27 protein-coding genes and 1 pseudogene are annotated in these 25,858 nt (G+C 44.3%); 8 read left to right on the top strand and 20 right to left on the bottom strand.

Annotated elements, in window-relative coordinates:
- Positions 1 to 91 precede the first annotated feature (91 nt).
- Entirely contained in the window at positions 92 to 277 is a 186-nt protein-coding gene (locus QE429_RS01940) for a 2-hydroxymuconate tautomerase (RefSeq protein ID WP_307283373.1), read from the top strand.
- Positions 278 to 473: 196 nt separating this feature from the next.
- Here QE429_RS01940 and QE429_RS01935 read toward each other — a convergent pair whose 3' ends face one another.
- The 3 genes from QE429_RS01935 to QE429_RS01925 all read right to left on the bottom strand — a co-directional run bounded on the left by QE429_RS01935 (position 474) and on the right by QE429_RS01925 (position 2,960).
- Positions 474 to 977: a YwgA family protein gene (locus QE429_RS01935; RefSeq protein WP_307283371.1), complete on the bottom strand. Its 504-nt coding sequence runs from the start codon at positions 975 to 977 to the stop codon at positions 474 to 476.
- Positions 978 to 1,053: 76 nt separating this feature from the next.
- Complete coding sequence (locus tag QE429_RS01930; protein WP_307283369.1) at positions 1,054 to 2,352, bottom strand: HD domain-containing protein; 1,299 nt, start codon at positions 2,350 to 2,352, stop codon at positions 1,054 to 1,056.
- Positions 2,353 to 2,738: 386 nt separating this feature from the next.
- A complete protein-coding gene (locus QE429_RS01925) occupies positions 2,739 to 2,960 on the bottom strand; it encodes a YuzB family protein (protein WP_307283366.1) in 222 nt (73 codons plus the stop codon).
- A 279-nt stretch (positions 2,961 to 3,239) separates the two neighbouring features.
- On the opposite strand from QE429_RS01925, the gene QE429_RS01920 reads away from it, so the two are divergent.
- The gene (locus QE429_RS01920; RefSeq protein WP_307283365.1) at positions 3,240 to 3,983 is read left to right on the top strand and encodes an RsfA family transcriptional regulator; all 744 of its coding nucleotides are present in this window, start codon (positions 3,240 to 3,242) and stop codon (positions 3,981 to 3,983) included.
- Positions 3,984 to 4,055: 72 nt separating this feature from the next.
- On the opposite strand, the gene lipL is transcribed toward QE429_RS01920, so the two are convergent.
- Positions 4,056 to 4,886: an octanoyl-[GcvH]:protein N-octanoyltransferase gene (gene lipL / locus QE429_RS01915; protein ID WP_307283363.1), complete on the bottom strand. Its 831-nt coding sequence runs from the start codon at positions 4,884 to 4,886 to the stop codon at positions 4,056 to 4,058.
- A gap of 111 nt (positions 4,887 to 4,997) precedes the next feature.
- Positions 4,998 to 5,969 carry a phosphate acetyltransferase gene (gene pta, locus QE429_RS01910; protein WP_307283361.1) on the bottom strand — a complete coding sequence of 324 codons (972 nt, stop codon included), beginning with the start codon at positions 5,967 to 5,969 and terminating at the stop codon, positions 4,998 to 5,000.
- Positions 5,970 to 6,228: 259 nt separating this feature from the next.
- Here pta and hemQ point away from each other — a divergent pair, with 259 nt between their 5' ends.
- Both hemQ and gerQ read left to right on the top strand, forming a co-directional pair.
- On the top strand, positions 6,229 to 6,972 hold the full coding sequence (gene hemQ, locus QE429_RS01905) for a hydrogen peroxide-dependent heme synthase (protein WP_307283358.1): 744 nt from the start codon (positions 6,229 to 6,231) through the stop codon (positions 6,970 to 6,972).
- Between the two features lie 237 nt (positions 6,973 to 7,209).
- Positions 7,210 to 7,683, top strand: a complete 474-nt coding sequence (gene gerQ, locus QE429_RS01900; RefSeq protein WP_307283356.1) for a spore coat protein GerQ — start codon at positions 7,210 to 7,212, stop codon at positions 7,681 to 7,683.
- 283 nt (positions 7,684 to 7,966) lie between these two features.
- Here the strand turns inward: gerQ and QE429_RS01895 are convergent, their stop codons facing one another.
- The 14 genes and pseudogenes from QE429_RS01895 to fdhD all read right to left on the bottom strand — a co-directional run bounded on the left by QE429_RS01895 (position 7,967) and on the right by fdhD (position 21,116).
- Complete coding sequence (locus QE429_RS01895) at positions 7,967 to 8,338, bottom strand: DUF423 domain-containing protein (protein ID WP_307283353.1); 372 nt, start codon at positions 8,336 to 8,338, stop codon at positions 7,967 to 7,969.
- A gap of 20 nt (positions 8,339 to 8,358) precedes the next feature.
- The gene (locus QE429_RS01890; protein ID WP_307283350.1) at positions 8,359 to 8,709 is read right to left on the bottom strand and encodes a YwdI family protein; all 351 of its coding nucleotides are present in this window, start codon (positions 8,707 to 8,709) and stop codon (positions 8,359 to 8,361) included.
- A 376-nt stretch (positions 8,710 to 9,085) separates the two neighbouring features.
- Positions 9,086 to 10,105, bottom strand: a complete 1,020-nt coding sequence (locus QE429_RS01885; protein ID WP_307283347.1) for a thiazole biosynthesis adenylyltransferase ThiF — start codon at positions 10,103 to 10,105, stop codon at positions 9,086 to 9,088.
- Between the two features lie 7 nt (positions 10,106 to 10,112).
- Positions 10,113 to 10,349, bottom strand: a complete 237-nt coding sequence (gene moaD, locus QE429_RS01880; protein ID WP_307283346.1) for a molybdopterin converting factor subunit 1 — start codon at positions 10,347 to 10,349, stop codon at positions 10,113 to 10,115.
- On the bottom strand, positions 10,342 to 10,809 hold the full coding sequence (locus QE429_RS01875) for a molybdenum cofactor biosynthesis protein MoaE (protein ID WP_307283344.1): 468 nt from the start codon (positions 10,807 to 10,809) through the stop codon (positions 10,342 to 10,344). Before QE429_RS01875 ends, moaD begins: the two co-directional genes overlap by 8 nt.
- Complete coding sequence (locus tag QE429_RS01870) at positions 10,810 to 12,744, bottom strand: molybdopterin biosynthesis protein (protein ID WP_307283342.1); 1,935 nt, start codon at positions 12,742 to 12,744, stop codon at positions 10,810 to 10,812.
- A gap of 12 nt (positions 12,745 to 12,756) precedes the next feature.
- Positions 12,757 to 13,989: a molybdopterin molybdotransferase MoeA gene (locus tag QE429_RS01865; RefSeq protein ID WP_307283340.1), complete on the bottom strand. Its 1,233-nt coding sequence runs from the start codon at positions 13,987 to 13,989 to the stop codon at positions 12,757 to 12,759.
- A gap of 27 nt (positions 13,990 to 14,016) precedes the next feature.
- Positions 14,017 to 14,613, bottom strand: a complete 597-nt coding sequence (gene mobA / locus QE429_RS01860; RefSeq protein ID WP_307283338.1) for a molybdenum cofactor guanylyltransferase — start codon at positions 14,611 to 14,613, stop codon at positions 14,017 to 14,019.
- A gap of 12 nt (positions 14,614 to 14,625) precedes the next feature.
- Entirely contained in the window at positions 14,626 to 15,435 is an 810-nt protein-coding gene (locus QE429_RS01855; protein ID WP_307283334.1) for a formate dehydrogenase accessory protein FdhE, read from the bottom strand.
- Between the two features lie 317 nt (positions 15,436 to 15,752).
- Positions 15,753 to 16,463, bottom strand: coding sequence for a formate dehydrogenase subunit gamma (locus QE429_RS01850; protein WP_307283332.1), 711 nt, complete (start codon positions 16,461 to 16,463; stop codon positions 15,753 to 15,755).
- Positions 16,456 to 17,274 (bottom strand): 4Fe-4S dicluster domain-containing protein, encoded by an 819-nt coding sequence (locus tag QE429_RS01845; protein ID WP_307283331.1) that lies wholly within the window; start codon positions 17,272 to 17,274, stop codon positions 16,456 to 16,458. Before QE429_RS01845 ends, QE429_RS01850 begins: the two co-directional genes overlap by 8 nt.
- Positions 17,274 to 19,676, bottom strand: a pseudogene (gene fdnG, locus QE429_RS01840) (formate dehydrogenase-N subunit alpha); the annotation flags it as partial. The pseudogene fdnG and the gene QE429_RS01845, both read right to left, overlap by 1 nt.
- Positions 19,677 to 19,688: 12 nt before the next feature.
- Positions 19,689 to 20,261 (bottom strand): twin-arginine translocation signal domain-containing protein, encoded by a 573-nt coding sequence (locus QE429_RS24520; RefSeq protein WP_483862224.1) that lies wholly within the window; start codon positions 20,259 to 20,261, stop codon positions 19,689 to 19,691.
- 75 nt (positions 20,262 to 20,336) lie between these two features.
- On the bottom strand, positions 20,337 to 21,116 hold the full coding sequence (gene fdhD, locus QE429_RS01835; protein ID WP_307283328.1) for a formate dehydrogenase accessory sulfurtransferase FdhD: 780 nt from the start codon (positions 21,114 to 21,116) through the stop codon (positions 20,337 to 20,339).
- A gap of 306 nt (positions 21,117 to 21,422) precedes the next feature.
- Here fdhD and pdxK point away from each other — a divergent pair, with 306 nt between their 5' ends.
- The 3 genes from pdxK (at position 21,423) to bshB2 (ending at position 23,695) form a co-directional block, all read left to right on the top strand.
- Positions 21,423 to 22,256 (top strand): pyridoxine/pyridoxal/pyridoxamine kinase, encoded by an 834-nt coding sequence (gene pdxK, locus QE429_RS01830; protein ID WP_307283326.1) that lies wholly within the window; start codon positions 21,423 to 21,425, stop codon positions 22,254 to 22,256.
- Positions 22,257 to 22,633: 377 nt separating this feature from the next.
- Positions 22,634 to 22,981: a YojF family protein gene (locus tag QE429_RS01825; protein ID WP_307283324.1), complete on the top strand. Its 348-nt coding sequence runs from the start codon at positions 22,634 to 22,636 to the stop codon at positions 22,979 to 22,981.
- A 42-nt stretch (positions 22,982 to 23,023) separates the two neighbouring features.
- Complete coding sequence (gene bshB2, locus QE429_RS01820) at positions 23,024 to 23,695, top strand: bacillithiol biosynthesis deacetylase BshB2 (protein WP_307283322.1); 672 nt, start codon at positions 23,024 to 23,026, stop codon at positions 23,693 to 23,695.
- A 563-nt stretch (positions 23,696 to 24,258) separates the two neighbouring features.
- On the opposite strand, the gene QE429_RS01815 is transcribed toward bshB2, so the two are convergent.
- The gene (locus QE429_RS01815) at positions 24,259 to 25,002 is read right to left on the bottom strand and encodes a Crp/Fnr family transcriptional regulator (protein ID WP_307283319.1); all 744 of its coding nucleotides are present in this window, start codon (positions 25,000 to 25,002) and stop codon (positions 24,259 to 24,261) included.
- A 412-nt stretch (positions 25,003 to 25,414) separates the two neighbouring features.
- Between QE429_RS01815 and QE429_RS01810 the strand changes: the two genes are divergently transcribed.
- Positions 25,415 to 25,852 carry a cytochrome C gene (locus tag QE429_RS01810; RefSeq protein ID WP_307283316.1) on the top strand — a complete coding sequence of 146 codons (438 nt, stop codon included), beginning with the start codon at positions 25,415 to 25,417 and terminating at the stop codon, positions 25,850 to 25,852.
- Positions 25,853 to 25,858 lie beyond the last annotated feature (6 nt).

The following is a 25,858-nucleotide window of genomic DNA, read 5'->3' as shown; positions in this document are numbered from 1 at the left end:
AAAAGAAAATCAAAAATGCCAACCATTATTGCACTTTTTTGCAGAATGAGGGAAACTTAAAACTAGTTACGTTATCAAGGAGGAAATCATCATGCCATACGTTACAGTCAAAATGCTAGAAGGACGCACCGAAGACCAAAAAAGAGCACTAGTGGCTAAAGTCACTGACGCTGTCAGCGAAACAACAGGCGCTCCAAAAGAAAACATCACTGTTTTCATCGAAGAAATGAGCAAGAATCATTACGGCGTCGGCGGCGTCAGATTTAGTGATAAATAAGAAAAGCGGAGGCGCCTCGGTCAGCCCCGACAGGCAAATGTTCTTCGGCAAAAAAAGTCCGCACTTTGACTTTTATTGCCGAAGGTTATTTGACCCGAGGGGCTAGGCGCTGGAGCTGGACAATTCTCGAAGTAGAATTTTACTTTCTTATAATAAAGAAAGTGGAAGCGCCCTTGCGTTTCCACTTTTCTTTTTATTATTGCACTTTCGCCTTCAAGCTCTCAATGTATTGATACGCTTCATCAATCTCTGCTTCGGTATAGCGCTGGCTGCTTTTCAACGTAAATACCTTATTCGCAACTTCTTCCTTTGGAAGATTATCAAAATATAAAACCGTGGAAACAAGCTCAAGGAATCTAGCATTCTGCGCATTCATATCCACAAGGCAATCCTGTAAGAAAGGCATTTCCACTTCATTCATGTTCAAGAACTCTTTCCCTGCATCCGTCAATGTATAGCGATACTGAAAATATCCGCCCTTTTTCTCTTTCACTTCATTCAAAAAGCCCATATTACACAGCTCTTCTACCCGTGTCGTCAATTCCTCCGAGTACGGCCCGTAAAAATGAAATTGAAATCGCTCCTGAAACGGAAATTCAACCTTTTTGGCAATATATATCATCTTTTGCAGCTTTTTTCTTCCCGTAATTTCACCGGACACCAAAATCGCCTGCATCAGTTTAGCATGATCTTTTAACAACGTTCGTCATCTCCTACTCCATCTAAACATGTCTCATATTCTCTACTATTCTTGACTCAGGAAAACCGTCCGCCTATCAACTTTCCAAAAGAGCGCGGATTTTCGCTTTACTCTCCTGACAGCCGGAATCACTCTCTAAAAAATCAGCTGGATAATAAAGCTTATGATCGGTTCTTCTTTTTCCAGATATCGCATCAACTATTTCTGATTCGCGGGAAAGCTCACGTAATTCTCCACTTTTCATCAACAAATGAATCGGCAGCCGTTCTTCTTCTTCACCTGGGCGGTAAAAATCATACGGCAGATCGGAGGATGAATCGACCACTAAATAATATTCCGGATCAATTCCGGCTTTTTGGAATAAGACCGTCAATTCAGCCAGCTTCTTATATTCTTTCGCAGGGTCAAACTCTGCATATTTGAATAGATTACGATTCACAAACCGGCGGCAAAGGTCACTTAAAATCGGATCGGCCTCTTCCTGCCAAATTTGAAAATAATATAAAATAACAGATTCATCTAATTTTAAATAGTCTTCTAATGTCACTTTCTCTCGAAAAATCGACGTAAAGTGAATCGGCTCATATTTAAACGAGTAGTTCTCTTCAAATAACTGCTTTGCCCGGTGGAGAATTTTTGTCAAAATCACCTCGGCACTGCGGCTTACGGGGTGAAAATAGACTTGCCAATACATCTGGTAGCGGCTCATAATATAATCTTCTACCGCATGCATTCCACTCTTTTTGATGACCACTTGATCTTCTCGTGGCCGCATGACGCGCAGAATTCGTTCCATATCAAACTGGCCGTAGCTGACACCGGTAAAATAGGCATCCCGTTGCAGATAATCCATGCGATCGGCATCGATTTGGCTGGAAATCAGACTCACTACGAGTTTTTTCTCGGATGTTTTCTCAATGACCTCGGCTACTTGTGAAGGGAAATCAGGTCCTACCTTCAAGAGCACGCGGTTCACTTCGGTGTCACCTAAAATGATGGCGCGGGTAAATTCTTCGTGGTCAAAGCCAAAGACTTTTTCGAAGGAATGTGAAAACGGTCCGTGGCCCAGGTCATGGAGGAGGGCCGCACATAGGGTGAGAAGTCGTTCGTTATCGTTCCATTCCGGTCTTCCAGCGAAGACATCGTCGATGATCCGGCGGACGATTTCGTATACGCCTAATGAATGGTTGAATCGGCTGTGCTCTGCACCATGAAAGGTTAAAAAGGTCGTTCCAAGCTGTTTGATTCGTCGTAAGCGCTGAAACTCTTTTGTTCCGATTAGATCCCAGATTGCCAAGTCACGTACGTGTACGTAGCGATGAACGGGGTCTTTAAACACTTTTTCTTCATTCAGTTTTACCGCCGAATATTGCATGAACTTCCCTCTTCCTTATAAACTCACATCTGACTTTCTTTCTCCTATTATATCCCAAAAACCAGCAAATTTCTGCAGTAGTTTTCGACAAAACGCTGCTTTCGTTATTAAAATAGTCTGTTGATTCCCACTCCAGGCGCGAGCGGTTCGTGGGTGTTTCGGCGAGCCTTCTCGGAGAAACGCGCCTGCGGGGTCTCCCCTGAACCATACTCACACAGGACATTGAATCAGCTTCTTCGAATCAACACCGCACGAAGGAAATGCGGTAGCATTTTCGAGGATCTTCGCGCCTTCCGCTCCAATCAACAGAGGTTTGTCAACTCAACATTTGGCTTTAACATAGCCTATAAAAAAGAAAATCACCTTAATCAATTTTCTTAAGGTGATTATTTTATCTTTTTATTAATTTTCTCCATTAATTCCTCTTCCGTTAATGCGGCAACCGGGCGGTTATTAACGAAGGCAAAGGTTTTTTTCCGGCCAGGTCCACAGTAAGACTGGCAGCCAATTTTCACTTCAGCATTCGGATCGCAATCTTTCAAACGAGGGATCAATGTCTTTAAATTCACGGCCTGACAATCATCGCAAACGCGAAATTCATTGGACATTTGGTACAACCCTTTCTACAATCAATCATTTATCTACTAACTAGTATATCCAATTTTACTCCATTGGTATTTTACATTTTCTTTTTTTTGAATGCAAGTTGCAATCTTTAGCAATCCTTGGACAACCGTCTGAATCTTTCAGTTAAAAAATCTAGTATCCTTTTAATCATTTTGGTATAAAGCCTGAAAAACTTGTCCATCATAAGACTAGAACTTTAAAAAATTAGTCAGAAACACGACGGCACAATAAAGTAAATTATTTTTAGGGAGTTGAAAAACATGAAAGTACGTCAAGATGCATGGACAGATGAAAATGATTTATTACTAGCAGAGACTGTCCTTCGCCATGTAAGAGAAGGTAGCACCCAGCTGAACGCCTTTGAAGAGGTAGGGGACAAGCTGAACAGGACTTCTGCAGCCTGCGGCTTCAGATGGAACGCAGTAGTACGTCACACGTATGAAAAAGCATTGCAACTAGCCAAAAAACAACGTAAACAAAGACAGAGAGTATTAGGAAAAGAACAAGGTGGAAAGAAAAAGCTTCTCTACAGCCCACCAATTACTACTACTGAAGAATTTGATGCACTTCCGATTTCAGTGGAAATGCCGGTTGAGACAGCTGTTGAAATGCCAGATATGACAGCTGAAATGGCTGCTGAAACCTACGTTAAACCAGCTGCACCAAGTTACAAAACAGCACCTGCTGCTTCTGGTACAATGTCGCTTGATTCCGTTATTTCTTACTTACAAAACTTTCATCATGCCAATCTGCAAAATGAAGCATTAAAAAGTGAGAATGAAAGATTGAAGAGAGAGATAGCCGAATTAAGGAAGCAAAATGAAGAGCTATCGAATAAAATCGCTGGACTCGAACAAAATACCGAGACGATTCAAGAAGATTACGAGACCTTAATGAAGATCATGAACCGTGCTCGCAAGCTCGTATTATTTGAAGAAGAAGAAAGACCTGCTACAAAATTTAAAATGGACCGTAACGGGAACCTAGAGAAAGTAGCGGAATAAGGGAGAATAGAACACGCGCAGCATCCCATTTTAGAAAAGAGGTTGACTCATTTATTAAGAGTCAGCCTCTTTTTACCTTTCCGCTATCTTTTCGTTCCGCTCAACGACCCTTTGATAGTAACCGGGAAATAATGAAAACTCATATTCGTTTAATTGCCCGGCAAATAAATGGTCACTATTGCTTTTTAACTGGTTTAATAGTCGCAGCATGACATCTGCAATCGTAAAATGCGTTCCCAGTAATTCAGAGAGAGACGCCATTACTTCCGGCACAACTTGAGGGTATTCAAATTTGGTCTCTTCGTCTTTTTTTGCCAGCTGGTAAAATTGCTTCACCAATTCGGCTCGTGCACTTCCGCTGCCATTGACACACAGGTAAATTTGAACAGCTACGCCTCTTTTCAACCGGCGCTGTGAAATCCCAGCAAATTTTTTGCCGCCAATGCTAAGGTCATAGCTTCCCGGACAATACGATCCGACAATTTCTCTCGCCTCAATCGCTTGCGGAAAATCAGCAAACATCAGCTGAATCAAATCCCACATCGCATCATAACCACGATTAATATCAATTCCCTTTTCCGCCTCCGGAAAAATCAACGAAATATTAAGAACCCCTTCATCTAGAACGACCGCTAAGCCGCCGGAGTTCCTTACAATAGACTGATAGCCCTGACTTCTTAAATATTCGATGCCATCTTGTAAGAATGGCAGTTTCGTATCTTGAATGCCTAGCACCACGGTATTGTGATGTACCCAGGTCCGCGCTGTGGCCGGTGCTTGTCCGGTGCCAACCGAGGCACACAGGGTATCATCAGTGCCAAAGGATTGTGTTGCATGAAAATGAATGCCAACTGCAGACTGGTCGATGATTCGCCACTCAGGCTGGCGCAGTAAACCTTCCATTTGCCTAACTCCTTACCCGTCAGATAGAGTTATTTTATCAAAAAGTAAGAGAAGTAACCATTTCTGACTAAAAAAAGAGCCAGCCCCACCCTGGAACTAGCTCAACTCTTCTTATAATCCTTGTGCAGCTGTAATCAATGCCAGCTTGTACACGTCTTCTTCGTTACAACCGCGAGACAGATCATTTACCGGTGCATTTAATCCTTGTAAAATCGGACCAACTGCCTCGAAACCGCCTAAGCGCTGGGCAATCTTGTAGCCGATGTTTCCTGCTTCCAGGCTTGGGAAAATAAACACGTTCGCATCCCCTTGCAGGACAGAGCCTGGCGCCTTACTTTTTGCCACAGATGGAACAAACGCCGCATCAAATTGGAACTCCCCGTCCAATACAAGGGAAGCATCACGACGCTTCGCTTCTTCAACCGCAGCAATCACTTTTTCCGTTTCTGGAGACTTTGCAGAACCCTTAGTAGAGAAGCTTAACATCGCTACACGCGGCTCCATGTCAAACATTTCAGCCGTTTTCGCACTCTCAATTGCAATTTCCGCTAAATCGTTGCTGTCTGGGGCAATATTGATCGCGCAATCGGCGAACACATATTTTTCATCCTCGCGAACCATGATGAACACGCCGGATGTCTTCTTTACGCCTTCTTTTGTTTTAATGATCTGCAACGCAGGTCTTACCGTATCTGCAGTCGAATGCGCCGCACCGCTGACAAGACCGTGTGCTTTCTTTGTATACACAAGCATTGTGCCAAAGTAGTTTTCATCAAGTAATATTTTACGTGCATCCTCTTCAGTCGCTTTACCCTTACGACGTTCAACAAACGCAGCCACTAGTTCATCCATGCCTGCATAGGTAGCTGGATCGTAAATTTCAACAGCGTCTAAGGAAACGCCAAGCTCATTTGCTTTTGCCTGCACTTGCTCAATGTTACCTACTAGAATCGGTGTGATTAATTTTTCCTCAGCCAAACGAGCAGTTGCTCTTACAATGCGCTCATCTAAGCCTTCTGGAAAAACAATACGTAAATCACGGCCGGAAATTTTTTGCTTTAAGCCTTCAAATAAGTCACTCACAATAAAATCCTCCCTTTTAAAAAAACTACCCCTATTAGCATACTTTACCAAAGTAAAATTTCAAGCAAAGTACGTCACAGATAGCGGTTACACTAAAATGTTTTTGTTTTCAAAAAATTGCACTCTCGTTTTTACTATGTACCCTTTTTTATAAAAATATCCCTTCTCTTCAATTAAGGTTTTATTGAGGCTTCACTTGGTCAAACTATGATATAGTTAATAGTGTTAAAAGAAGAATCATTATTTAGGAGTGATTTTAATGAGTGAAGCAGCACAAACGCTTGATGGCTGGTATTGCCTTCATGATTTCCGTACAGTTGATTGGACAACTTGGAAGATGCTTTCAAGTGAAGAGCGCGAAGAGGCGATCAACGAGTTTCTAAGTCTTGTGGAAAAATGGAACCAAACACAGGAACGTAAAGAAGGCAGTCATGCTTTATATACAATCGTTGGCCAAAAAGCAGATTTTATGATGATGATTTTGCGCCCAACCATGGAAGAGTTAAACGAAATTGAAACAGAATTTAATAAGACTAAATTAGCAGAATTCACAGTTCCTGCGCATTCTTATGTATCTGTTGTAGAATTAAGCAACTACCTTCCAGCAGGAGAAGATCCATACCAAAACCCACAAATTTTGGCGCGCCTTTACCCAACGCTTCCTAAAACGAAGCATGTTTGCTTCTATCCAATGGACAAGCGCCGTCAAGGCAATGACAACTGGTACATGCTACCGATGGAAGAGCGCCGTAACATGATGCGCAGCCACGGAATGATTGGCCGTACATATGCAGGAAAAGTAAAGCAGATCATCACTGGTTCTGTGGGCTTCGATGATTACGAGTGGGGTGTAACACTGTTTGCAGAAGATGCCCTACAATTCAAGAAGCTTATCTATGAAATGCGTTTTGACGAAGTAAGCGCTCGTTACGGCGAGTTCGGAGCCTTCTTCGTTGGTGTCCTTCTTGAAGAAGAACGTGTAGCTAACTTCCTTCATGTCTAATAGTAAAAGTTCTCAGGCTCCCGAGCTTGAGAGCTTTTTTGTTTTCCTCTGCTTAACCAAGTCATATTTCCCCCTTCACACTCATACTATTTAAACAGCGAGTCTCAAATAAAGCTCCGTAAGTCTCATCAAAAAGAGGTGAGAAAAAAGTAGCATCCCAATTGTAACCATTTGGGCTTCTTTGGAGTATCAATAGACCATTGGGCGATTCGTTCAATCATTTTAGGAGGGGAAAAAATGAACCAATATTACAATCCAAAAGGATTTCAGCCTTATACTGGAGCTGGGCAACAAGGTGCCCAACCGATGGGTGGAGGGCAAGGCTTCCCGCAATTCCCACCAGCATCCGCGGGTGGGCAAATGCCACAGCAGCAAATGCCACAAATGCCACAAATGCCGCCAGCTGGTGGAGCAGGTCCAGGCATGCTTCCATTAGAGCAATCGTACATTGAGAATATTTTACGTTTAAACAAAGGAAAGCTTGCCACTGTTTTTGCCACCTTTGAAGGCAACTCACAATGGAATGCCAAAGAATTTAAAGGCATTATCGAGGCAGCAGGAAGGGACCATGTAATTTTAAGTGACCCTCAGGTAGGGACTCGCTTTTTAATCCCGATGGTTGCCGTCGATTACATTACGTTCCCTGAAGAAATTGAGTATGAATATCCATACGGTGCGGCACCAAGCTTAGGTACTTACCCGCCAAGATAAAATAATGCATGAAAAAGGCATTGGGTTATGTACGCCCAATGCCTCTTGTTTGTGTTATAGGAACGTATAGAAATCGACTTCGAGAATTGTCCAGCTCCAGCGCCTAGCCAGTTTTCATCCTGGATATTCTTCCGTGAGTATCTTGTAACAATCATGGCTTGATAAAGCGATGATTGTTACAGCTCGGGTCAAATAACCTTCGGCAAGTGAAGTCAAAGAGCGACTTTTCTTGCCGAAGAACATTTGCCTGTCGGGGCTAACCAAGGCGCTTGCGCTTTTCTAGTTAAAAATGTTTCACTGCCCCAACAATCATGAGGATCCATGCTGCTAGGAAGCATACGCCGCCAATTGGTGTGATGGCTCCTAATACGCCTACTTTTGTTAGACTTAATGCGTACAAGCTGCCGCTAAAAAGGATGATTCCAGCTAGCATTAACCAGCCTGACCAGGTAAATTGTGTACTTGCCGCTACTTTTCCAAGTAGAAGACCGATGATCAAGATCCCGGTTGCGTGGAACATTTGATAAGTGACACCTGTCTTCCAAATTTCTAGATAATGAGCATCTAGCTTGTCCTTTAATCCATGGGCGCCGAAGGCACCTAGTGCTACTGCTATAAAGGCATTAATGGCCCCTATTACGATAAAAGCTTTCATATAGAATCTCCTCCCTTGTGTTAAAAATCAAATAGTGAATCTCCGTTTGCTTCGTCGTCCATTTCTAGTTTCTTTCCTTGTTGGACGGGTGCCGTTTGCTGGAAGACAGGTTGATTCATGAGCGGTTGTTGAAAGACTGGCTGTGCGGCCACTGGCTGCTGATAAGCAGGTTGTGTGTATACTGGCTTCACGGCCGCAGGTGCAGTCAACATTCGTTCGCTCTTCGCTGATGGCTGATCATCCAGGATCAATTCGCATAATATTTTAATAGAGTACACCTTTTCCCGCAAGCTTTCTTGCGCTTGAGCATTTTTTGCTAGCTTCAGTTCGTCTTCTATTTTGTCTAACAGTTTTTGGATGGATATATTCATGTGTGACACCTCTATTTTCAGTCTCGTCTTTATTCTACCTGATTATCGTCTATTTTACGAAAAATAGACCCATCCACCGTTCGACATGTTCCACGTGAAACAAGTCGAATATCGTACTTTTAATAAAGTCTGTTGATTTCCGTTCCAGGCGCGAGCGGTTCGTGGGTGTTTCGGCGAGCCTCCTCGGAGAAACGCGCCTGCGGGGTCTCCCCTGAACCATACTCCCACAGGACATTGAATAAGCTTCATTGAATCAGCACCGCACGAAGGAAATGCGCTAGCATTTTCGAGGATCTTCGCCTTCCACTCCAATCAACAGGATGCCATTCTTACATGAAAACAAAAACCCGCACCATCTCCTGGTACGAGCTCGGTTTTATCCTAATATTCGTTGATAGATAGTTTTTGCGTGTGTTAGGTCTTTGGTTCCGTGGATTAGTGCGCGGCCATCTTGGAAAATAACCATTCGTTCGTTGCCCATTTCCACGGACAGCAAATATGGATTGCCTTTTACCGCGTACCCCAATGAACTAAGTTGACCGGCCAGCCGTTCCAAAGAAATCTCACCAGCCGAAGAGGGCCGGATTTGTACGGTATCACGGCCGCACAGCACCGTTGTTTTAGTCATATTTTCATAATCGAGATACGGATATGTCCGCTCCTCGCCGCAAGATAAGCAGCCGGCGAACTTCGCCTTCGACATCTTTAAACTCGTATATTCATTTCTCCACAGATCAAAGCTGACAAACGTGGTTCGAACGGCATCCCAATCCTCCACCAGCATCTTCAATGCTTCCGCTGTTTGATGCGCTATCACCATTTGCACAGCTGGAGAAATAATCCCGCCTGTATCACAGGTCAGCCCTTGCAGTGGAATCGACCGCAACAAGCAGTTGAGGCACGGCGTTTTTCCAGGAATGATGGAAAAACTCATCCCATAGCTGCCCACACAGGCACCGTAGATCCATGGAACCTGATATTTCTGCGACACATCATTCATTGCCATCCGTGTCTCAAAATTATCCGTTGCATCCATCATCAAATCTACGTCTGCTACTAGTTCCTCTAACAATTCAGGAGTTGCATCACCAATGATCGCCCGAACCTCTACGTCGGAATTGATGGCCCGTAGGCGTTTTTCTGCTGCAGCAGCCTTTGGAAGCTTCTCCGCCACATCTTCCTCCGTATATAACTGTTGACGCTGCAGGTTGCTTGCCTCCACATAATCTCGGTCAATAATTGTCAGCTTTCCGACACCTGATCGGGTTAAGACTTCTGCACTACCCGACCCCAATGCCCCGGCACCAATGATCAGAACATGTTTGTGACTAATCTTCTTTTGCCCTTCTTTACCGATGCCAGGAAAGAGAACTTGTCGTGAATATCGTTCATCCATTTTCAGGTCACCCGCCACTAACAGGAGGGATGAACGCAATGACATCACCTTCAGCAATGACCTCATCATTGGATGCAAACTCTTCGTTGATAGCCGTCATCACGGTGTCCATTTTCGGCAGGTTATAATTGGCGGCTAACTCGTCTTTTAATTCCGCAACCGTTTTACCGCTTGCATCGATCGTCAGGAACTCCTCACCGCCGATCGCATCACGCAAATGGGCAAAAAATAATACCTTATTCATTCAAGTCACTCTCCTCCGGCTTACCGCTTGGGTAGGCCACCGTTTCAAGCTGATTGCCCATCCATTCCTCGCCATCTTCCCAGTGCTCTTTCTTCCAGATTGGCACAATTTCCTTGATCCGTTCAATCGCATACCGGTTTGCTTCATAAGCATCGGCCCGGTGCGGGGTAGAAACAGCAATGACAACTGCCACATCCGTTATATCCAAGCGGCCAACACGGTGGGTAATCGCGACGCATGAACCTTCCCAGCGCTTTTCAATCTCTGCGCCAATTTGCTCCAGCTTTTTCACGGCCATCGCTTCATACGCCTCATAAATTAAAAATAAGGTTTTCTTTCCTTTTGTTAATTCGCGGACCGTACCGATAAAAGTTGTTATCGCCCCTGCATCTCGCTGGACAACTTTATCAACGATTGCTTGTATATCAATCGGTTCCTTTGAGATTTCAAACATCTTCATTTAATACACCTCTTCAGACAAGCGCTTTGGCTCTGCATTTTCCACTACTTGATAACCGCCAATTTTTTCTACCTGGGCCTTAAACGCAGGCGACTGGATCAGTTCAATTAGCTGTCTTCCGTTGTCACTTTCATAAAAGCTTCTTGTCATTAATAAATCATATTCTTCATCAGCTACAGGAATAAAGTCCAAATCCATCGCCTTTGCGGCCGGGTAAATTCCAAGCCCAGCTCCAGAGCGGTCACCCTTTACCTCTGCTGCCACCGCTAGATGGGAGAACATTTCCCGTTCATAGCCGACAATGTCTTCTGATGTGAGTCCCTCTTCGGAAAGCAGCAAATCAAATAGAATCCTTGTGCCGGCTCCTTTTTGACGGTTCACGAAATTCGCCTTCACTCTAGCCATATCAGCCACGTTCTCTATTTCTAGTGGATTTCCTTTTGGTAAAATCCATCCTTGCTTTCTTTTTAAAAATGGATAAAGAATGACATCTTGCCCTGCTAGAATTTTATTTACATATGACACATTATATTGCTTTGTACTAGGGTCAAGCAAATGAATACCCGCTACATGGGCCTCGCCTTTTCGAATCGCCATGATTCCGGCCATACTGCCGACATGTGACGAGACAATTTTTCTATCAGTAGCAACCCGTTTTAATTGCGATGACAATAGATCAATCGTCAAATCGTGGCTTCCGCAAAATACGATCGAGTTTTTTACCTCTTCAAACGGTCGTAACAGCTCTACCTCAGCAAGATCTCCTTGTTCATAGCCAATGATATTGGGCGGTACGATCAAAAGACCGTCTGCTCGGACATATGACATCGTTACCCCAGCAGCTCTTGTCAGTGGATTTGCAACAAACTGTCCGTTCACATAACCGATATTCATTCGGACAAAGTCCTCTGCACCCATGGAGGAGACAATACGGCGGCCTAGCTTCACCGTTACCGTCTGTCTCTTAGGTTCAGGAATGCCTAAATATTTGCAGACAAGTGGGCGGACAAACCACTCTAAGGCTAAATAAGCAGAGACCGGATATCCTGGAACGCCAATGACGATTTTCCCATTGATTTTTCCTAAAATTACAGGTTTACCAGGCCGTGCGGCGACCCCATGGGTAAAGACAGTGCCAATTTCATTAATAATATGGACCGTGAAATCCTTTCGACCCGCGGAAGAACCAGCATTGATCACAATAATATCAGAGGTTTCAGCTGCTGCTAAAAGAGCTTCTTTAATCTTCTCCGGCTCGTCCTTCACAATCGGGTGCAGCTTCGGTTTGCCGCCCCATTCCTTTATGAAGTTAGCAAACACTGTTCCATTAAATTCAATAATGTTGCCTGAAGAAAGCTCTGAATCTGCCGCCACCAATTCATTCCCTGTTGGAATAATCGTAACGAGGGGTTTTTTTACGACGGGAATAACGGTTTGCTGTGCGGCCAAGAGTACGCCTAAATCTGCCGGCCTCAATACATGGCCTTGCGGGAACAGCATCTCCTCCTGAACAATATCTTCCCCAATTGGGCGGATATGCTGCCATGGAGTAGCTGGTTCAATGATTTCAATCGTTTCTTCATCAATGGCATGAACGTGCTCAATCATAATCACCGCGTTAAACGAGGATGGAATAGCATTTCCTGTATCTACATAGCAAAATTGACTGCCTTTTTTCAGCTCCAATGGATTCTGTTCATGAGCTGAATAGGTGCTTTCTGCTACAACGGCAATGCCGTCCATAGCGGAGGCATGATAATGTGGCATCGAGACTCGGGCAAAAATGGGTTCAGCCGTTGCTCGTCCCAAGGCTTCCGATGTTGAGAGATACTCCGTTTCAGAGAGCAGCTGTTGTGCTGCAAGAATTTCTTCTCTTGCTTCCGCTCGGGGTTTATCTTCTAAATAAATTTTCCGTTGATAATACTTCTGGTTCATTTCCTATTCCCCCTATCGTGATGCAATCACAGGCACGTATTCTCCCTGTGAAATTCCCTCTTTTTCTGAAACAATCTCCACAATGCCATCGCTTTTCACTAATGTAGTGATCAGGCCCGATTTTCCGATAATCGGCTCTGCCCACCATTCTCCCTCTTTTTCCGACAGGCGGACGCGAATATAATCAGACCGCCCTGGAGAGGATGGAATATTCTTCGTGATTCTTGCATAAATTCGCTCTGGTTTATGCTCGGTTTTTTCACCCATCAACTTGCGTAAAATTCTTTCGCCAAATAGACGGAAGATGATCATCGCTGATGCCGGATGTCCCGGCAGCCCAATGACTGGTTTTCCATCTGCCATCGCAAGAATGGTTGGCTTCCCTGGCTTGATAGAAATCCCGTGGACAAATACCCCAGGATCCCCCAAGGATTGAATAACTTCCGTCGTATAGTCCTTTGCCCCGACAGAGCTTCCTCCTGAAAGAATCAAGCAGTCTACTTGGTCATATAACTCGCGGGCCTTTTGACGGAACGTATCGAAGTCATCCTTCACGATGCCGCCGTATACGACCTCTATATTCCATTCTCGAGCCAGCCCTGCAATCGTCAAATAATTGATGTCACGGATTTGGCCTTCTTGAAGTGTTTCCGTTTGATAGGGGACAATTTCATCTCCAGAAGAAAGATAGCCTACCTTCAATTGACGAAAAACCGTTACATGGGTAATCCCTAGAGAGGCAAGTGCTCCTAACTCTTGGGGACGGAGCTTTGTCCCTGCTGTAAGGAGGGTCTCACCTTCTTTGATATCTTCACCGGCACGAATTACATTTTCGCCCGGTGCAATTTGCTTGTATGTATTTAAGAGGCCATCAAGGTCCTCACAATGTTCAATCATAATGACACTGTCACTGCCTGAAGGCATCATACCGCCAGTTGGCACATAGACAGCATTGCCCGGGCCCACCACTGCATGGGGAACCTCGCCCATTTTCACTTCTCCTGTTACAGTAAGAAATCCTGGCATCGATTCAGAGGAACCATACGTATCCTTTGCTTTTACGGCATATCCATCCACAGTTGAGCGATTAAAACTCGGCACATTTTCCTTGGCTGTGACCGGTTCAGCAAGAATATAGTGGAGGGCCTCCTCAAGCCCCCGCACCTCTGTATGTGGTGTCACCGGTATTTGTTCCTCGATTAAGGCAAATGTTTCTTCAACTGTCTTTACTTTGAAAAATTGCATGGTTCCCCTTTTCCCCCTTGTGTTCATCTAATCTGCTTCGGCCCACTTTTTTGCATCTTCGTACTCATTCGGGTGATTCATATTAAAAAAGACCTTATCAAGATCTAGTAGGCTATTCGATTGCAAATCTCTTTCAGTAACATACAGCACCTGTAAGCGATCTAAAAGGTGCTTCATTCGGAGTGTTCCTTCTTCAATGCTCTCAGCCACTTTACCTGCAATCTCCTTTTTAAAGACAGCAAAAAGCGGGTGTTGTTTTCCATCAATCACTGGTATGACGGCATCATACTCGCCGCAGAAGCGGACGAGTGCTTGCGCGAGTTCCCCCGAGACAAACGGCATATCACAGGCAACGATAAAGTTCACATCGTAATCCGAGTGAGTCAGGCCTGCATGGACCCCTGCAAGCGGCCCCATGCCAGGATAATAATCTTTGATCATCTTTAATCCTAAAAATTCATAAGATTCAGGATTGTTCGTTACTAGAATTATATCATCAAAGAGGGGTTTTAGCGTATCTGCAATTCTTTCGATGTTTGTTTTCTCGTTTATTTTTAGCAGGGCTTTGTTGGTACCCATTCTGCTAGATTTCCCACCTGATAAAATAATAGCTGCAGCCTTCACCTTAGCACCTTCTTAATTCTCTATTTTTTTCACGCCTACTGGGTTGTATCCATTTTCTTGTGCGACGAAGTCTAGGTGGATGGAGGTTAAGTCTAGTAAGGCGGCAGACGGTTTCGTGATATATTGTCTTGTATCAATAATTTTAATATAGCCGTCACATTGCTCGCAAACTTGAATTTGGGAGACTGCATCGCCTTCAATGGTTAAAAACTGAATGGTTTTATGGTCCTCGTTGCCGCAGTGCGAACATTCCAGACGTCTTGCTTGCCAATGGAACAGACAGCGCGGGCAATGCATGACCTTTTTTCCTTCCTCTTCAAGGGACGCTAATCTTACCGGCTCACCGCAGACTGGACAGCCCGCTCCCGGCACAGTCTGATGTATATCCTTTTCAACCTTTTCTGCTATTACTTGTAAATAAGGGCGCAGGGCTGTTTCAGCTAAAAATTGTGGAATCCATTCTTCGAGTCCATTTTCTTCGGCAAACTTAGCAAAGTACATGTAATTGAAAGTAAAAGACTCATCGAGCCATCTCAAAGCTACTTTCTCATCTAATAGATGGCCAACTCCTGCTAGTTTTGGTTCTAAGTGTGGATTCATTTCCACTAGCATCGCAATAATTTCCGCTATCCACTGTTGGAATAGTGAAATTTCAAAGTCAACGGCTGTTAATGCTGCAACTGGCACTCCTGCGTCCATTGCTGCCTGGTCGAGGTCGGTGCGGATGGTCTCTCTATCAATCTGTTGCTTCCACTTTTCTTGAAGCATGACAATTTGCTTTTGTAATTCCTGGTACTCTCTTGAAACAACGGACTTAATCATTGCTGCACCTCATTCTTTTACTATTTTTTGCTATATTAAACTTGCCCGTTGATTTCCGCTCCAGGCGCGAGCGGTCCGTGGGTGTTTCGGCGAGCCTCCTCGGAGAAAAGCGCCTGCGGGGTCTCCCCTGAACCATACTCCCACAGGACATTGAATCAGCTTCTTCGAATCAACACCGCACGAAGGAAATGCGATAGCATTTTCGAGGATCGAGCGCCTTCCGCTCCAATCAACTAAGTGCAAATAACATAGCTATTTTAAAAAGCAAGAGGCTGTCATGTTACTGACAGCCACTGCCCTGATTTACATATTGGCTATCAAGCGCCTTTTTTCTTTTTGTTGCTTGGATCGTCTAGTTTTGGGAAGTTGCCTTTTTTCACTTCTTCTTCGTACCATTCGGTGTAGTGTTCTTTCGCCCACCAGGCAGGGACCTTTCCTGTGACTACCCCGGAGTAGCCTGGTCTTGAGTTTTTGTGAATCACACTTAGATAGATATGGCCCACTACAACTGCTATCGCTAGTCCAAAACCTACGTTATGGAAGAAATATCCCCACTGGACAACGGCTCTTGGGAAAAATTGCGGGAACCACATCGGGAAGCCTGAACCAATAATCATGATGGCACATACAATTTGTAGGATGGAGTTGATCTTCTCACCCGCATTAAAGAACGTTTGTTTTACATGCTTGAACTTAAAGCCAAATAGCTCTTTCACAAACTCTGTAAAAAACTGAAGATCTCTCTTTTTCCATGTAATAAGCTCTTTCATCCAATTCATAAAGCCTTTATAGTCAAAAATCAAAAAGATAATGGTTGGCGAAACAAAAGCAACCGCAAAGATGCGATGAAGCAGTCGCGCTCCCGCTGGACCGCCAAAAACCGGGTATAACCAATCAAAAAATTCGGTGTACATTGGCAGGGCTGTAATATAAAGCGCAAAGAAGGAGATGGCATTTATGGCATGTGCCCACACAAAGCCCTTTGAAAACCGTTTTACTTGTATAGTAGGTTTTTGCTGCTTACTCATCGCTACCACCTCCATTTTCCTTGCCTTCTTTATTGAAAAGCCTATTGGTTACAAATGCACCTACAAGAGCCATCGTTGTCGCACCTAGCATCATTTTACCGATTGGCTGGGCATAATCCTTCCAGGCCACTGCAGAGGTAGGAACCTTTGGATTTTCAGGCAAACCGTATACAGAAGGCTTTTCCGCCAAGACATACACGGTATGTGTTCCACCTACACCTTGCGGGTTGTACACCATGGCATTCGGATAGCGGTCCTTGATTTCCTTCACGCGTTTTTCTGCTTTTTGAATCATTGCTTCAGCCTCGCCAAATTCCATGGCTCCTGTGTGGCATGTTGTCACGCAGGCTGGTTGTAGGCCTTCATCCAGACGGTCTGTACACATGGTGCATTTATGCGACTTCTTGTACTCTTTTCCGTTTTTGTCTTTGTATGTTTTTAAAGAAATCACTTCAAATGGGCAGTTTTGGACACAGTACCCACAGCCCACACACTTGTCTTGGTCGATGACAACCGAGCCATACTTTGTATAGCTGATCGCGTTCTCCGGGCACACCTTCTCACAGGCCGCATCTGTACAATGGAAGCAGGAAGAATGGCGGAATAGGTATTCTAAATCACCCTTTCCATTTTCATGCTCGATGTACTGTAAGACGTTCCACGTATCGGCTGTAGTTTTCGCATGGGACTGTACGCTTCCCAAAAACTCTGTTGGCTCTGCCGGAAGGTCATTCCAGTTCTTACAGGCCACCATACAGGCACGACAGCCGTCACACTTCGTTACATCCACATATTTCACATATTTCGTCATTAGTCAGCCCTCCTAACATCACAGAGGAATGCTTTAAATTCAGGAATCATGGTATTGGCATCTCCAATGTGCGGTGTCAGGCGGTTGGCTGTATCTCCTGTTGCAAATCCTTTATAGCCAAAGTGCCATGGCATTCCTACTTCATGGACCTTCTTACCGTTAGTGATGATTGGCTTAAAGCGCTTCGTCACCATCGCAAAGGCTTTAATTTCTCCACGTGCGGAGCTGACAATGATCTTATCTTTGTTCTTGATGCCTTTTTCTTTTGCAAGCTCTTCGCTCATTTCCACAAACATATGGCCTGCTAATTCAGACAGCCACTCCTGGTTCCTTGTCATGGAGCCTGACTGCCAGTGTTCACTGACTCGATAAGTGGTCGCGATGATAGGGAATTTCTTTTTGTCACCCTTTTTATTGAAGTCACCCTCAATAACCACAGTTGCCGGATTCAATTGAACCTTAGAAAAAGCATTCGCTACAGGGCTTTCGAATGGCTCATAGTGCTCAGGGAACGGACCGTCATTCAAAGTAGGTGCAAATAATAGCGCTACACCATCCTTGTTCATCATAAATGCTCCCGTTCCGCCTGGCTCGGTAGGTCCTAATACTGGCTTAAAGTCTGGAACATCATTGCCGACCCATTTCTTCTGAACGGCATCCCACCAAATGACCGCCTTTTCCTTACTCCACGGTTGGCCACTTGGATCAGCAGAGGCACGGTTATAAAGGATACGACGGTTTGATGGCCAAGCATATGACCAATTCAAATAATTTTCCCCACCTGTATCTATGTTGTCGCGGTTTTTGGATTTATTTTTGCCTTCTTCAGGATAGAAGCCGGAATATATCCAGTTACCACTTGAAGTGGTTCCATCATCTAACAGCGCACCAAAACCAGCGATTAATTTGCCTGTTTTCAAGTCATAGCCGTTGATTTCTTTTGCCACAAGATCAATATCAGGTACTTCTCCAGTACCATAATTCCAATCAAGTGCTAAGAACGGTTTGTCTGCTGATTTAGGACTGTTTGCATATAACGCCTTCAGTTTTAGCGCTAATTCGTGAATGATATCGAGATCTGGCCGTGCTTCGCCTCTTGAATCGATGGCTTTCCAACGATACTGCATCCAGCGTGAGCTGTTCGATATACTTCCTTCTTTTTCAAACGAAGCGGAGGCTGGGAGCAGGAACACTTCTGTATTGATCGTTGCTGGGTCACTGCCCGCTTCTTTTTGCCAGAAGGCAGACGTTTCTGTTTCCCAAAGGTCAATGGCCACTAGCCACTTCAGCTTGCCCAAGGCTTCTTTTTCTTTTCCAGCATTCGGTCCGCCGACAACCGGGTTAGTTCCAAATAGGAACGCACCATCTAGCTCTCCCTTATACATCGCATTAAATAAATTGATGTGGGAGTAGTTTTTGTTGCCTTTTGGCAGGAATTGATACCCGAATTCGTTATCTTTCGTAGCGTTCGCACCGTACCAAGCCTTTAGCAAGCTGACCACGAATTTCGGCTTATTGCTCCAGTAGCCTGTTTTTGGTGTTTCTTTTTCCAAATATCCTTTAAGAGTGGCATGCTCTGAAACCGTTGCTTTTGGGGCACCGAGGTAGCCCGTTAAGTTATCAAATAATAAACCAAAGTCGGTTGAACCTTGAACGTTCGATTCACCGCGCATCGCGTTGATGCCACCGCCAGGTAAGCCAATGTTTCCTAATAAAAGCTGCAAGATGGCATAGATCCGGACGTTTTGAGAGCCGACCGTATGCTGGGTTGTACCCATCGCATACATGATGGTTCCTGCCTTGCCCACCTTACCTGTTGAACAGAACGCCTCGCATACCTTTACGTAGTCTTCTCTTGGTGTTCCTGTCACGGTTGTTACGGTATTTACATCATAACGAGAATAATGCTTCTTCATTAATTGGAAGACAGAGCGTGGATGTGTTAAGGATGCATCCTTCACCGGTTTTCCATCTTCTGTCGTTTCAATCGCCCATTTTGTTTTGTCATAGGCTCTTTTTGCTTCATCGTATCCGGAGAAAAGACCCTCATTAAAGTCATAACCTTCCTTCACGATGAAGGCAGCATTTGTATAGTTAACAACATACTCTTTGTGAATAAGATTTTTTTCAAGCGCATAGTTAATCATCCCGCCAATGAACGGAATATCCGTACCGGAGCGAAGCGGAGCATACACATCTGCCTGTGCGGACGTTCTTGTGTAACGCGGGTCCACACTGACGATTTTACCGCCTCTTTCCTTTGCTTTTGTCAGCCATCTAAAGCTAATCGGATGATTCTCTGCAGGGTTTGCGCCGATAATCAACGCACAATCCGTATGCTGCAAATCATTCCAATGGTTCGTCATTGCTCCACGACCAAATGTAGGTGCCAGACCGGCAACCGTAGAACTATGTCATATTCGTGCCTGATGCTCTAAGTAGGTGACACCAAGCCCTCTCATTAGTTTGGATAGCAGGTAGGTTTCTTCATTATCAAGCGCCGCACCGCCAAGGCTGGCAATCTTTTCAGTTTTATTTACCGTGATGCCATTTTCGACTTCCACAAAGGAACGGTCGCGCGTTTCTTTTGTCCGCTTAGCAATGGTGTCAAGCATCCAACCCCATTCTTTTTCTTCCCACTTATTGCTTCCAGGAGCACGATAAAGTGGTTTGGTTAAGCGTTTTTCAGATGTATATAACTGTCTTAATGTGGTTCCTTTACTGCATAGCTTACCTTCGTTGATTGGGTTATCCGGATCCCCTTCCGTATAAACCACCGTGTTGTTTTTGGTGTGGACGAGAATTCCGCATCCGACACCACAGTAGCAGCAAATGGTTGGTGTTACAGTAGCTTTGGCAATTTTGAATTCCTTCGTCTTTGCATAGGCAGTCTTTTCATTAAAGCCAAGTTCCACCACAGCAAGTGTAGCTGCCGTCGCCCCTGACAGCTTTAGAAATTGCCGGCGATTTAGGTTCATTTCAACCATCACGAATCTCCTTCCCATAATTGATTAAAACATCCCAGTTTTCTCTCTATCTAACTCGCAATCTTGAACTCTACGCTATGAATTCCCCCCTTCAATACTTCTCTCAACTGGCAGTTCCGCTGCTAGATCATTAGTCACACGGCCAGTAATGGTATAGATCGTGGCCATTTTTCCTCTCAAATAGCCAATCACCTCAATGTTCAAAAACTTGGCCAGTTGCACCGCCTGCTTAGTGGCTGCCGTACGTGACCCAATAACAGGAAAACCAAATTTTGCTGCTTTTGAGAGCATTTCATATGAAACCCTTCCGGTTGTGAGTAAGATTAACCTTTCACGATGTAACCGTTTTCTTAAACAGTGGCCAATAATCTTGTCGACAGCGTTATGCCTGCCAATGTCTTCACGGATAGTTAACCGACCGTCTTCATCAATAATGCAGGCTCCGTGCATTCCGCCTGTCTCTAGGTAAAGGTCTGATTTCTGGGCAAACTCGCTTCTCTTTTTTAAAAGATAGCTTAAGGTATAGGTTTGATTTGAGATGATTCTGTCAAAACTCTTCACGTCTGTCATGGAAAAGAAGGTGACCCCTCTGCCACAGCCTGCTGTGTAATGCTTCTTTTTCGAAAAGACTTGTTCTTCATCAAAATCAGAGCAGAGAGAAACGTGAATACTCCCCATTTCCTCATTGATGACGATGGATTCAATATCCCATGCATTCTGAATAAATCCTTCAGAAAACAAGTATCCATAGGTCCAATCCTCCAGATCGTATTTGGTTAATTGAAAAACAGCCATTTCATAGCCGTTAATGATTAAGGAAATTGGATATTCATCGGGACAACCCTTGCGGTTCATTGTTTTCCCTCCCCACCCGAAGATTTTTCTTTGTTCATTGTAAAAATAGGAGCAACTCCAACACAGCGACATTTGTCACTTTGTCGAAAAGTTTCAAACGTCCCTTTGCATTCATCGTACTTTTCGCTTCCTTTTTTGAAAGTAATATTTATCACGCTGCAGGCATGCAAATAGTACAATTGGTCTAATTGTCATTTTTCTGTCAAGGATTCCACCATCACACAAAAGCCAAATCACATTTATGTTAAATTTTTGGATTTGTTTTATAATAATAGAAGGTCTACTATCCTGAAGGAGGAGTACATAATGACAATTAAAAAAGTAATGACGATTGCTGGTTCTGATACGAGCGGCGGCGCAGGCATTCAAGCGGACTTAAAAACATTCCAAGAGCTTGGGGTTTACGGGATGACGGCGTTAACAACGATTGTAACCATGGATCCAAAAGACTGGCACCACAGTGTGTTTCCTATTGCAGTGGACACACTGGAAACTCAAATAGAGACTGTTCTTTCCGTTGGCATCGATGCGATGAAAACTGGGATGCTTGGTACTGTTGAAATTATTGAATTAGCAGCAAGAAAAATTGATGAGAACAAGCTGGAAAAAGTAGTTATCGATCCAGTTATGGTTTGTAAGGGTGAAGATGAGGTATTACATCCGGAGACAACTGACGCAATGCGCGAGCTGCTTTTACCACGTGCATTAGTGGTTACTCCAAACCTTTTTGAAGCTGGACAGTTGGCTGGAACGAAAACACCACGTACAGTGGAAGAAATGAAGGAAGCCGCTGTAAAAATCCATGAACAAGGCGCTAAATTCGTTCTTATTAAAGGCGGCAGCAAGCTTACTTCAGAGGATAAAGCTGTTGACCTTCTGTATGATGGAAAGGAATTTAAGCTATACGAATCCGAAAAATTCGAAACAACGTATACGCACGGCGCTGGCTGTACGTATTCATCAGCTATCACAGCGGAACTGGCGAAAGGGAAATCTGTATATGATGCAGTGGATGTGGCGAAGGAATTTATTACTGCTGCCATCCAACAAGGCTTCCGCTTAAATCAATTCGTCGGACCTACATGGCACGGAGCCTACCGTGGCGGCGCTGTTACCGAGTACTGTGAGGATTGTGAATAAATAAGATCAAGAGAGGTTGGCGTTCGTGCAGCCTCTTTTTACATTATTAGAAGTGAATTTTCGACTTTGAGAATTGTCCAGCTCCAGTGCCTAGCAGTTTTCCCCCTGAATAATCTTCCATGAGTATCTTGTAACAATCATGGCTTAATAAAGCGATGATTGTTACAGCTCGGGTCAAATAACCTTCTGCAAGTAAAGTCAAAGAGCGACTTTTCTTGCAGAAGAACATTTACCTGTCGGGGCTGATCAAGGCGCTTACGCTTTTCTTTAAGCATTCATTTCGCATTTTTCAAATGATTTTAGTATGATAGTTACATTATTAAATAACAATAGTTATAGATTCTGCTTGTGGAATAATGGGAAGGAGGTCATGAGGCATGGAGTTAGTGGATTTAAGCCGTGTCCAAGAGGCCATTAATGGCTTTGCCAATCAAGATGTTTATATTCACCTTGAAACAACCAACGGTGCTTACGCATCTCATAAGGATGCATCTTTCTTTTCCGCTGGTGCCTATATTCGTAATGCCCTAGTCCGTTATGAATTAGGGAAGATTACAGGACCTGGCCCGTATCGCGTCGGTCTCAAAATTAACCTCGGTTGGATTTACGCCGAAGGTATTACTCATTTTGAAATTGATGAAGAAAACCATCTATTATTAGCCGGCCATGACCACGAAGGCAAGCTTGCGGTTGCCCTTGAGATCAGTCATACTCCGTTCGAGTAAGAATGGGAGCGAGCAACAATTACCTCGGAAAGGAGAATATCTATGAAAAAAGAACGCCATGTCTTAGTCGTTTTTCCTCACCCAGATGATGAAGCATTCGGTGTATCAGGTACGATTGCGACACATGTCCAAAATGGAACCCCTGTCACCTATGCTTGCTTAACATTAGGGGAAATGGGGAGAAACATGGGAAATCCTCCTTTTACCAATCGGGAAAATCTCCCTAAAATAAGAAAGCAGGAATTGCAGGAGGCAGCCCGTGTATTGGGTATTCAAGACCTTCGCATGCTAGGTTACCGTGATAAAACAATTGAATTTGAAGATGAAGCGAAGTTAACGGACAGGATGGCAGCCTTAATTGACGAACTGAATCCATCCTTAATTATCACGTTTTATCCAGGCTATTCCGTTCATCCAGACCACGATGCGACCGGTGCGGCGGTCGTTAGAGCGGTGGAGAAGATGCCTGCGGCTGCAAGGCCGACCCTGCATTGTGTGGCCTTCTCGAATAATTGTGTCGAAGAGCTTGGGGAAGCGGATGTAGTCAACAACATCGCCCCTGTAGGCCAAACAAAGCTCGCAGCCATCCAAGCGCACCGTTCACAAACCGAGCAGATGTTTATCGGCATGGAAGAGAAGCTGAAAAACCAAGACCCACAAATCATGATGTGGATCAACAACGAACGTTTTTGGACCTATAAATTTGCAAACTAGGGAGCCCTTCGCGCATGAAGGGCTTTTTTCATTGTGTTTATGGTACAAAGGGCTCGTAGAGGTAGTCTATGCGACCAATGTTAATGCGAAAAAGGCAAAAAGGGCTCGTAGAGGTGGGCTATGCGACCAATGTTAATGGAAAAAAAGAAAAAAGGGTCCGTAGACGCGGGCTATGCGACCGATGTTAATGAAAAAAAAGAAAAAAGGGCTCGTAGACGCGGGCTACTCGACCGATGTTAATGGAAAAAAAGAAAAAAGGGCTCGTAGACGCGGGCTACGCGACCGATGTTAATGCGAAAAAAGAAAAAAGGGCTCGTAGACGCGGGCTACGCGACCAATGTTAATGCGAAAAAAGAAAAAACGGTTCATAGAAGCCTGGCCTTCTATCCGACCGTTACCACTGAAAAAAATTGCAATTGGTCTCGTAAAGACGTTCTATGCGACCGTTACCACGCGAAAAAAGTTCAAATCGTCTCGTAGACCGCCGCCTCTATGTTACCCAACCCTCACTTTACTCCCTTGTAAGGTCACGTAGACCAGCTTCTACACCACCCTCACCAATTCTAATACTCCTTATGCAGCAGCGTACAAAGGCTGCACCAGTCCAGAATTATGATTTTTCGGGACTTCAAATCAATCAATCCCTCTTTCTTCAGCTTCGAAAACACACGGCTGACGCTTTCGCGGGTGGTGCCGACCAGCGTTGCAAATTCCTGTACCGTCAAAGGAATTTCAATATCCCATCTCGCTCTCCCTGTATTAAACTTCTCCCCCAACCGTTCAAGAGTCTTCACCGTTTTCGCATACACATCCAGCAAAGCAACATCCCTTAACTGTGCCGTCATTTCTCGTAGGCCATCACTCATATAGCGAATCATTTGCATCGCAAGCTCAGGATCATTGTATAAATCCTTTTCCAGCTCCAGCTTATCTAAAAATAGGATCTCCCCATCCTGGAGCAACGTGGCCGTTGCAGGGTACTTCGCTGTTTTTTTCGTAAATAAACTAGCCTCAGCAAACACATCCCCGGTTTGCTTCACACAAACGATGATATCATTGCCATTCTCATCCTGTTTGGTCAGCTTCACCGCTCCCGTACGGACAAAATAAACTCCTCTCGCGACGTCATCCTCTGAAATAATCCTGGTTCCTTTTTTTAAAGAAAAGGACTGAATCCGTTTTTCAATAACCTGGAGGGATTTTGACGATAAATCCTTAAAGATAATAATTTTCCGCAAAAACTCACTATGTTTTCCCTCTTGATAAACCGATAGATGTGGATCCTTTACACACTCGGACTGCTTCATATTCCCCACTCCTCTTTTTCCCTATTGTAAGTAAGTTCTAACCAAGATGTAGTGACGAGATTCACAAAACGTTCATTTTTTAAAACCGTGACCACACTAGGCTTTTTCCTACCATTCACAAAACGTTCATAAAGAAAAATAAAACTGTGCTTTACGTCACAATTTTCCACCTGCATTCCATTTAGGATGAAGGTGTTCATTTAAAAAAGGCTTTGTTAAACTTGTCTGTTGATTTCCGCTCCAGGCGCTTCGCTTTCCATGGGCGTTTCGGCGAGCCTCCTCGGCGCTCACGCCTGCGGGGTCTCCCCTGAACCGTACTCCCATAGGAGTCTTCGCGCCTTCCGCTCCAATCAACAGGGGATAAAAATCAACATTGTTCTTTAGCACAGCCTTGAAAAAAGGAGGGGACAGAATGAATAAAGCACTTATTAGCTTTGCCATTAGTGCATTGCTTGGCTTTGGTCTTGGTTACCTTGTTTTCGGCGTCATTATGGGAGACTCTGAGCAACCAGCACAAACCGCCCAAACCGAAACAAAAGCGACAACAACCACCAAGGAAGAGGCGAAAGATACAACAAGTGCCTCTGTCAGCGATGACAATATCCTTAATAAAAAAGGATGTCTGGGCTGCCACAGTGTTGAGGCTCTTAACTTAAAAGGTGGTGCAGTCGGTCCAGACCTTTCACAGGCCTTTGTTAACGTGGAAGGCAAGCACGGCAAGCCCATTGAAGAATTCCTGAAACAGCCTACATCTGCTGTGATGTCAGGAGTCATTGGCAAAAGTCCATTAACAGATGACGAACGAAAGCAGGTTTTAGATCTTCTTAAACAAGCATCTGAAGCCAAATAATTGAAA

The sequence above is a fragment of the Bacillus sp. SORGH_AS_0510 genome (genome assembly GCF_030818775.1).
Taxonomy (GTDB): domain Bacteria; phylum Bacillota; class Bacilli; order Bacillales; family Cytobacillaceae; genus Neobacillus.
The sequence above is the reverse complement of the archived record's forward strand: the minus strand, read 5'-3'. Positions and strand labels throughout refer to the sequence as shown.

Bases quoted from the DNA above. Each gene is read 5' to 3' on its own strand.
- QE429_RS01940 (WP_307283373.1), top strand. From the start codon at position 92: ATGCCATACGTTACAGTCAAAATGCTAGAAGGACGCACCGAAGACCAA.
- QE429_RS01930 (WP_307283369.1), bottom strand. From the start codon at position 2,352: ATGCAATATTCGGCGGTAAAACTGAATGAAGAAAAAGTGTTTAAAGAC.
- QE429_RS01925 (WP_307283366.1), bottom strand. From the start codon at position 2,960: ATGTCCAATGAATTTCGCGTTTGCGATGATTGTCAGGCCGTGAATTTA.
- QE429_RS01920 (WP_307283365.1), top strand. From the start codon at position 3,240: ATGAAAGTACGTCAAGATGCATGGACAGATGAAAATGATTTATTACTA.
- lipL (WP_307283363.1), bottom strand. From the start codon at position 4,886: ATGGAAGGTTTACTGCGCCAGCCTGAGTGGCGAATCATCGACCAGTCT.
- hemQ (WP_307283358.1), top strand. From the start codon at position 6,229: ATGAGTGAAGCAGCACAAACGCTTGATGGCTGGTATTGCCTTCATGAT.
- gerQ (WP_307283356.1), top strand. From the start codon at position 7,210: ATGAACCAATATTACAATCCAAAAGGATTTCAGCCTTATACTGGAGCT.
- QE429_RS01895 (WP_307283353.1), bottom strand. From the start codon at position 8,338: ATGAAAGCTTTTATCGTAATAGGGGCCATTAATGCCTTTATAGCAGTA.
- QE429_RS01890 (WP_307283350.1), bottom strand. From the start codon at position 8,709: ATGAATATATCCATCCAAAAACTGTTAGACAAAATAGAAGACGAACTG.
- QE429_RS01885 (WP_307283347.1), bottom strand. From the start codon at position 10,105: ATGGATGAACGATATTCACGACAAGTTCTCTTTCCTGGCATCGGTAAA.
- moaD (WP_307283346.1), bottom strand. From the start codon at position 10,349: ATGAATAAGGTATTATTTTTTGCCCATTTGCGTGATGCGATCGGCGGT.
- QE429_RS01875 (WP_307283344.1), bottom strand. From the start codon at position 10,809: ATGAAGATGTTTGAAATCTCAAAGGAACCGATTGATATACAAGCAATC.
- QE429_RS01870 (WP_307283342.1), bottom strand. From the start codon at position 12,744: ATGAACCAGAAGTATTATCAACGGAAAATTTATTTAGAAGATAAACCC.
- QE429_RS01865 (WP_307283340.1), bottom strand. From the start codon at position 13,989: ATGCAATTTTTCAAAGTAAAGACAGTTGAAGAAACATTTGCCTTAATC.
- QE429_RS01855 (WP_307283334.1), bottom strand. From the start codon at position 15,435: ATGATTAAGTCCGTTGTTTCAAGAGAGTACCAGGAATTACAAAAGCAA.
- QE429_RS01850 (WP_307283332.1), bottom strand. From the start codon at position 16,463: ATGAGTAAGCAGCAAAAACCTACTATACAAGTAAAACGGTTTTCAAAG.
- QE429_RS01845 (WP_307283331.1), bottom strand. From the start codon at position 17,274: ATGACGAAATATGTGAAATATGTGGATGTAACGAAGTGTGACGGCTGT.
- QE429_RS24520 (WP_483862224.1), bottom strand. From the start codon at position 20,261: ATGGTTGAAATGAACCTAAATCGCCGGCAATTTCTAAAGCTGTCAGGG.
- fdhD (WP_307283328.1), bottom strand. From the start codon at position 21,116: ATGAACCGCAAGGGTTGTCCCGATGAATATCCAATTTCCTTAATCATT.
- pdxK (WP_307283326.1), top strand. From the start codon at position 21,423: ATGACAATTAAAAAAGTAATGACGATTGCTGGTTCTGATACGAGCGGC.
- QE429_RS01825 (WP_307283324.1), top strand. From the start codon at position 22,634: ATGGAGTTAGTGGATTTAAGCCGTGTCCAAGAGGCCATTAATGGCTTT.
- bshB2 (WP_307283322.1), top strand. From the start codon at position 23,024: ATGAAAAAAGAACGCCATGTCTTAGTCGTTTTTCCTCACCCAGATGAT.
- QE429_RS01815 (WP_307283319.1), bottom strand. From the start codon at position 25,002: ATGAAGCAGTCCGAGTGTGTAAAGGATCCACATCTATCGGTTTATCAA.
- QE429_RS01810 (WP_307283316.1), top strand. From the start codon at position 25,415: ATGAATAAAGCACTTATTAGCTTTGCCATTAGTGCATTGCTTGGCTTT.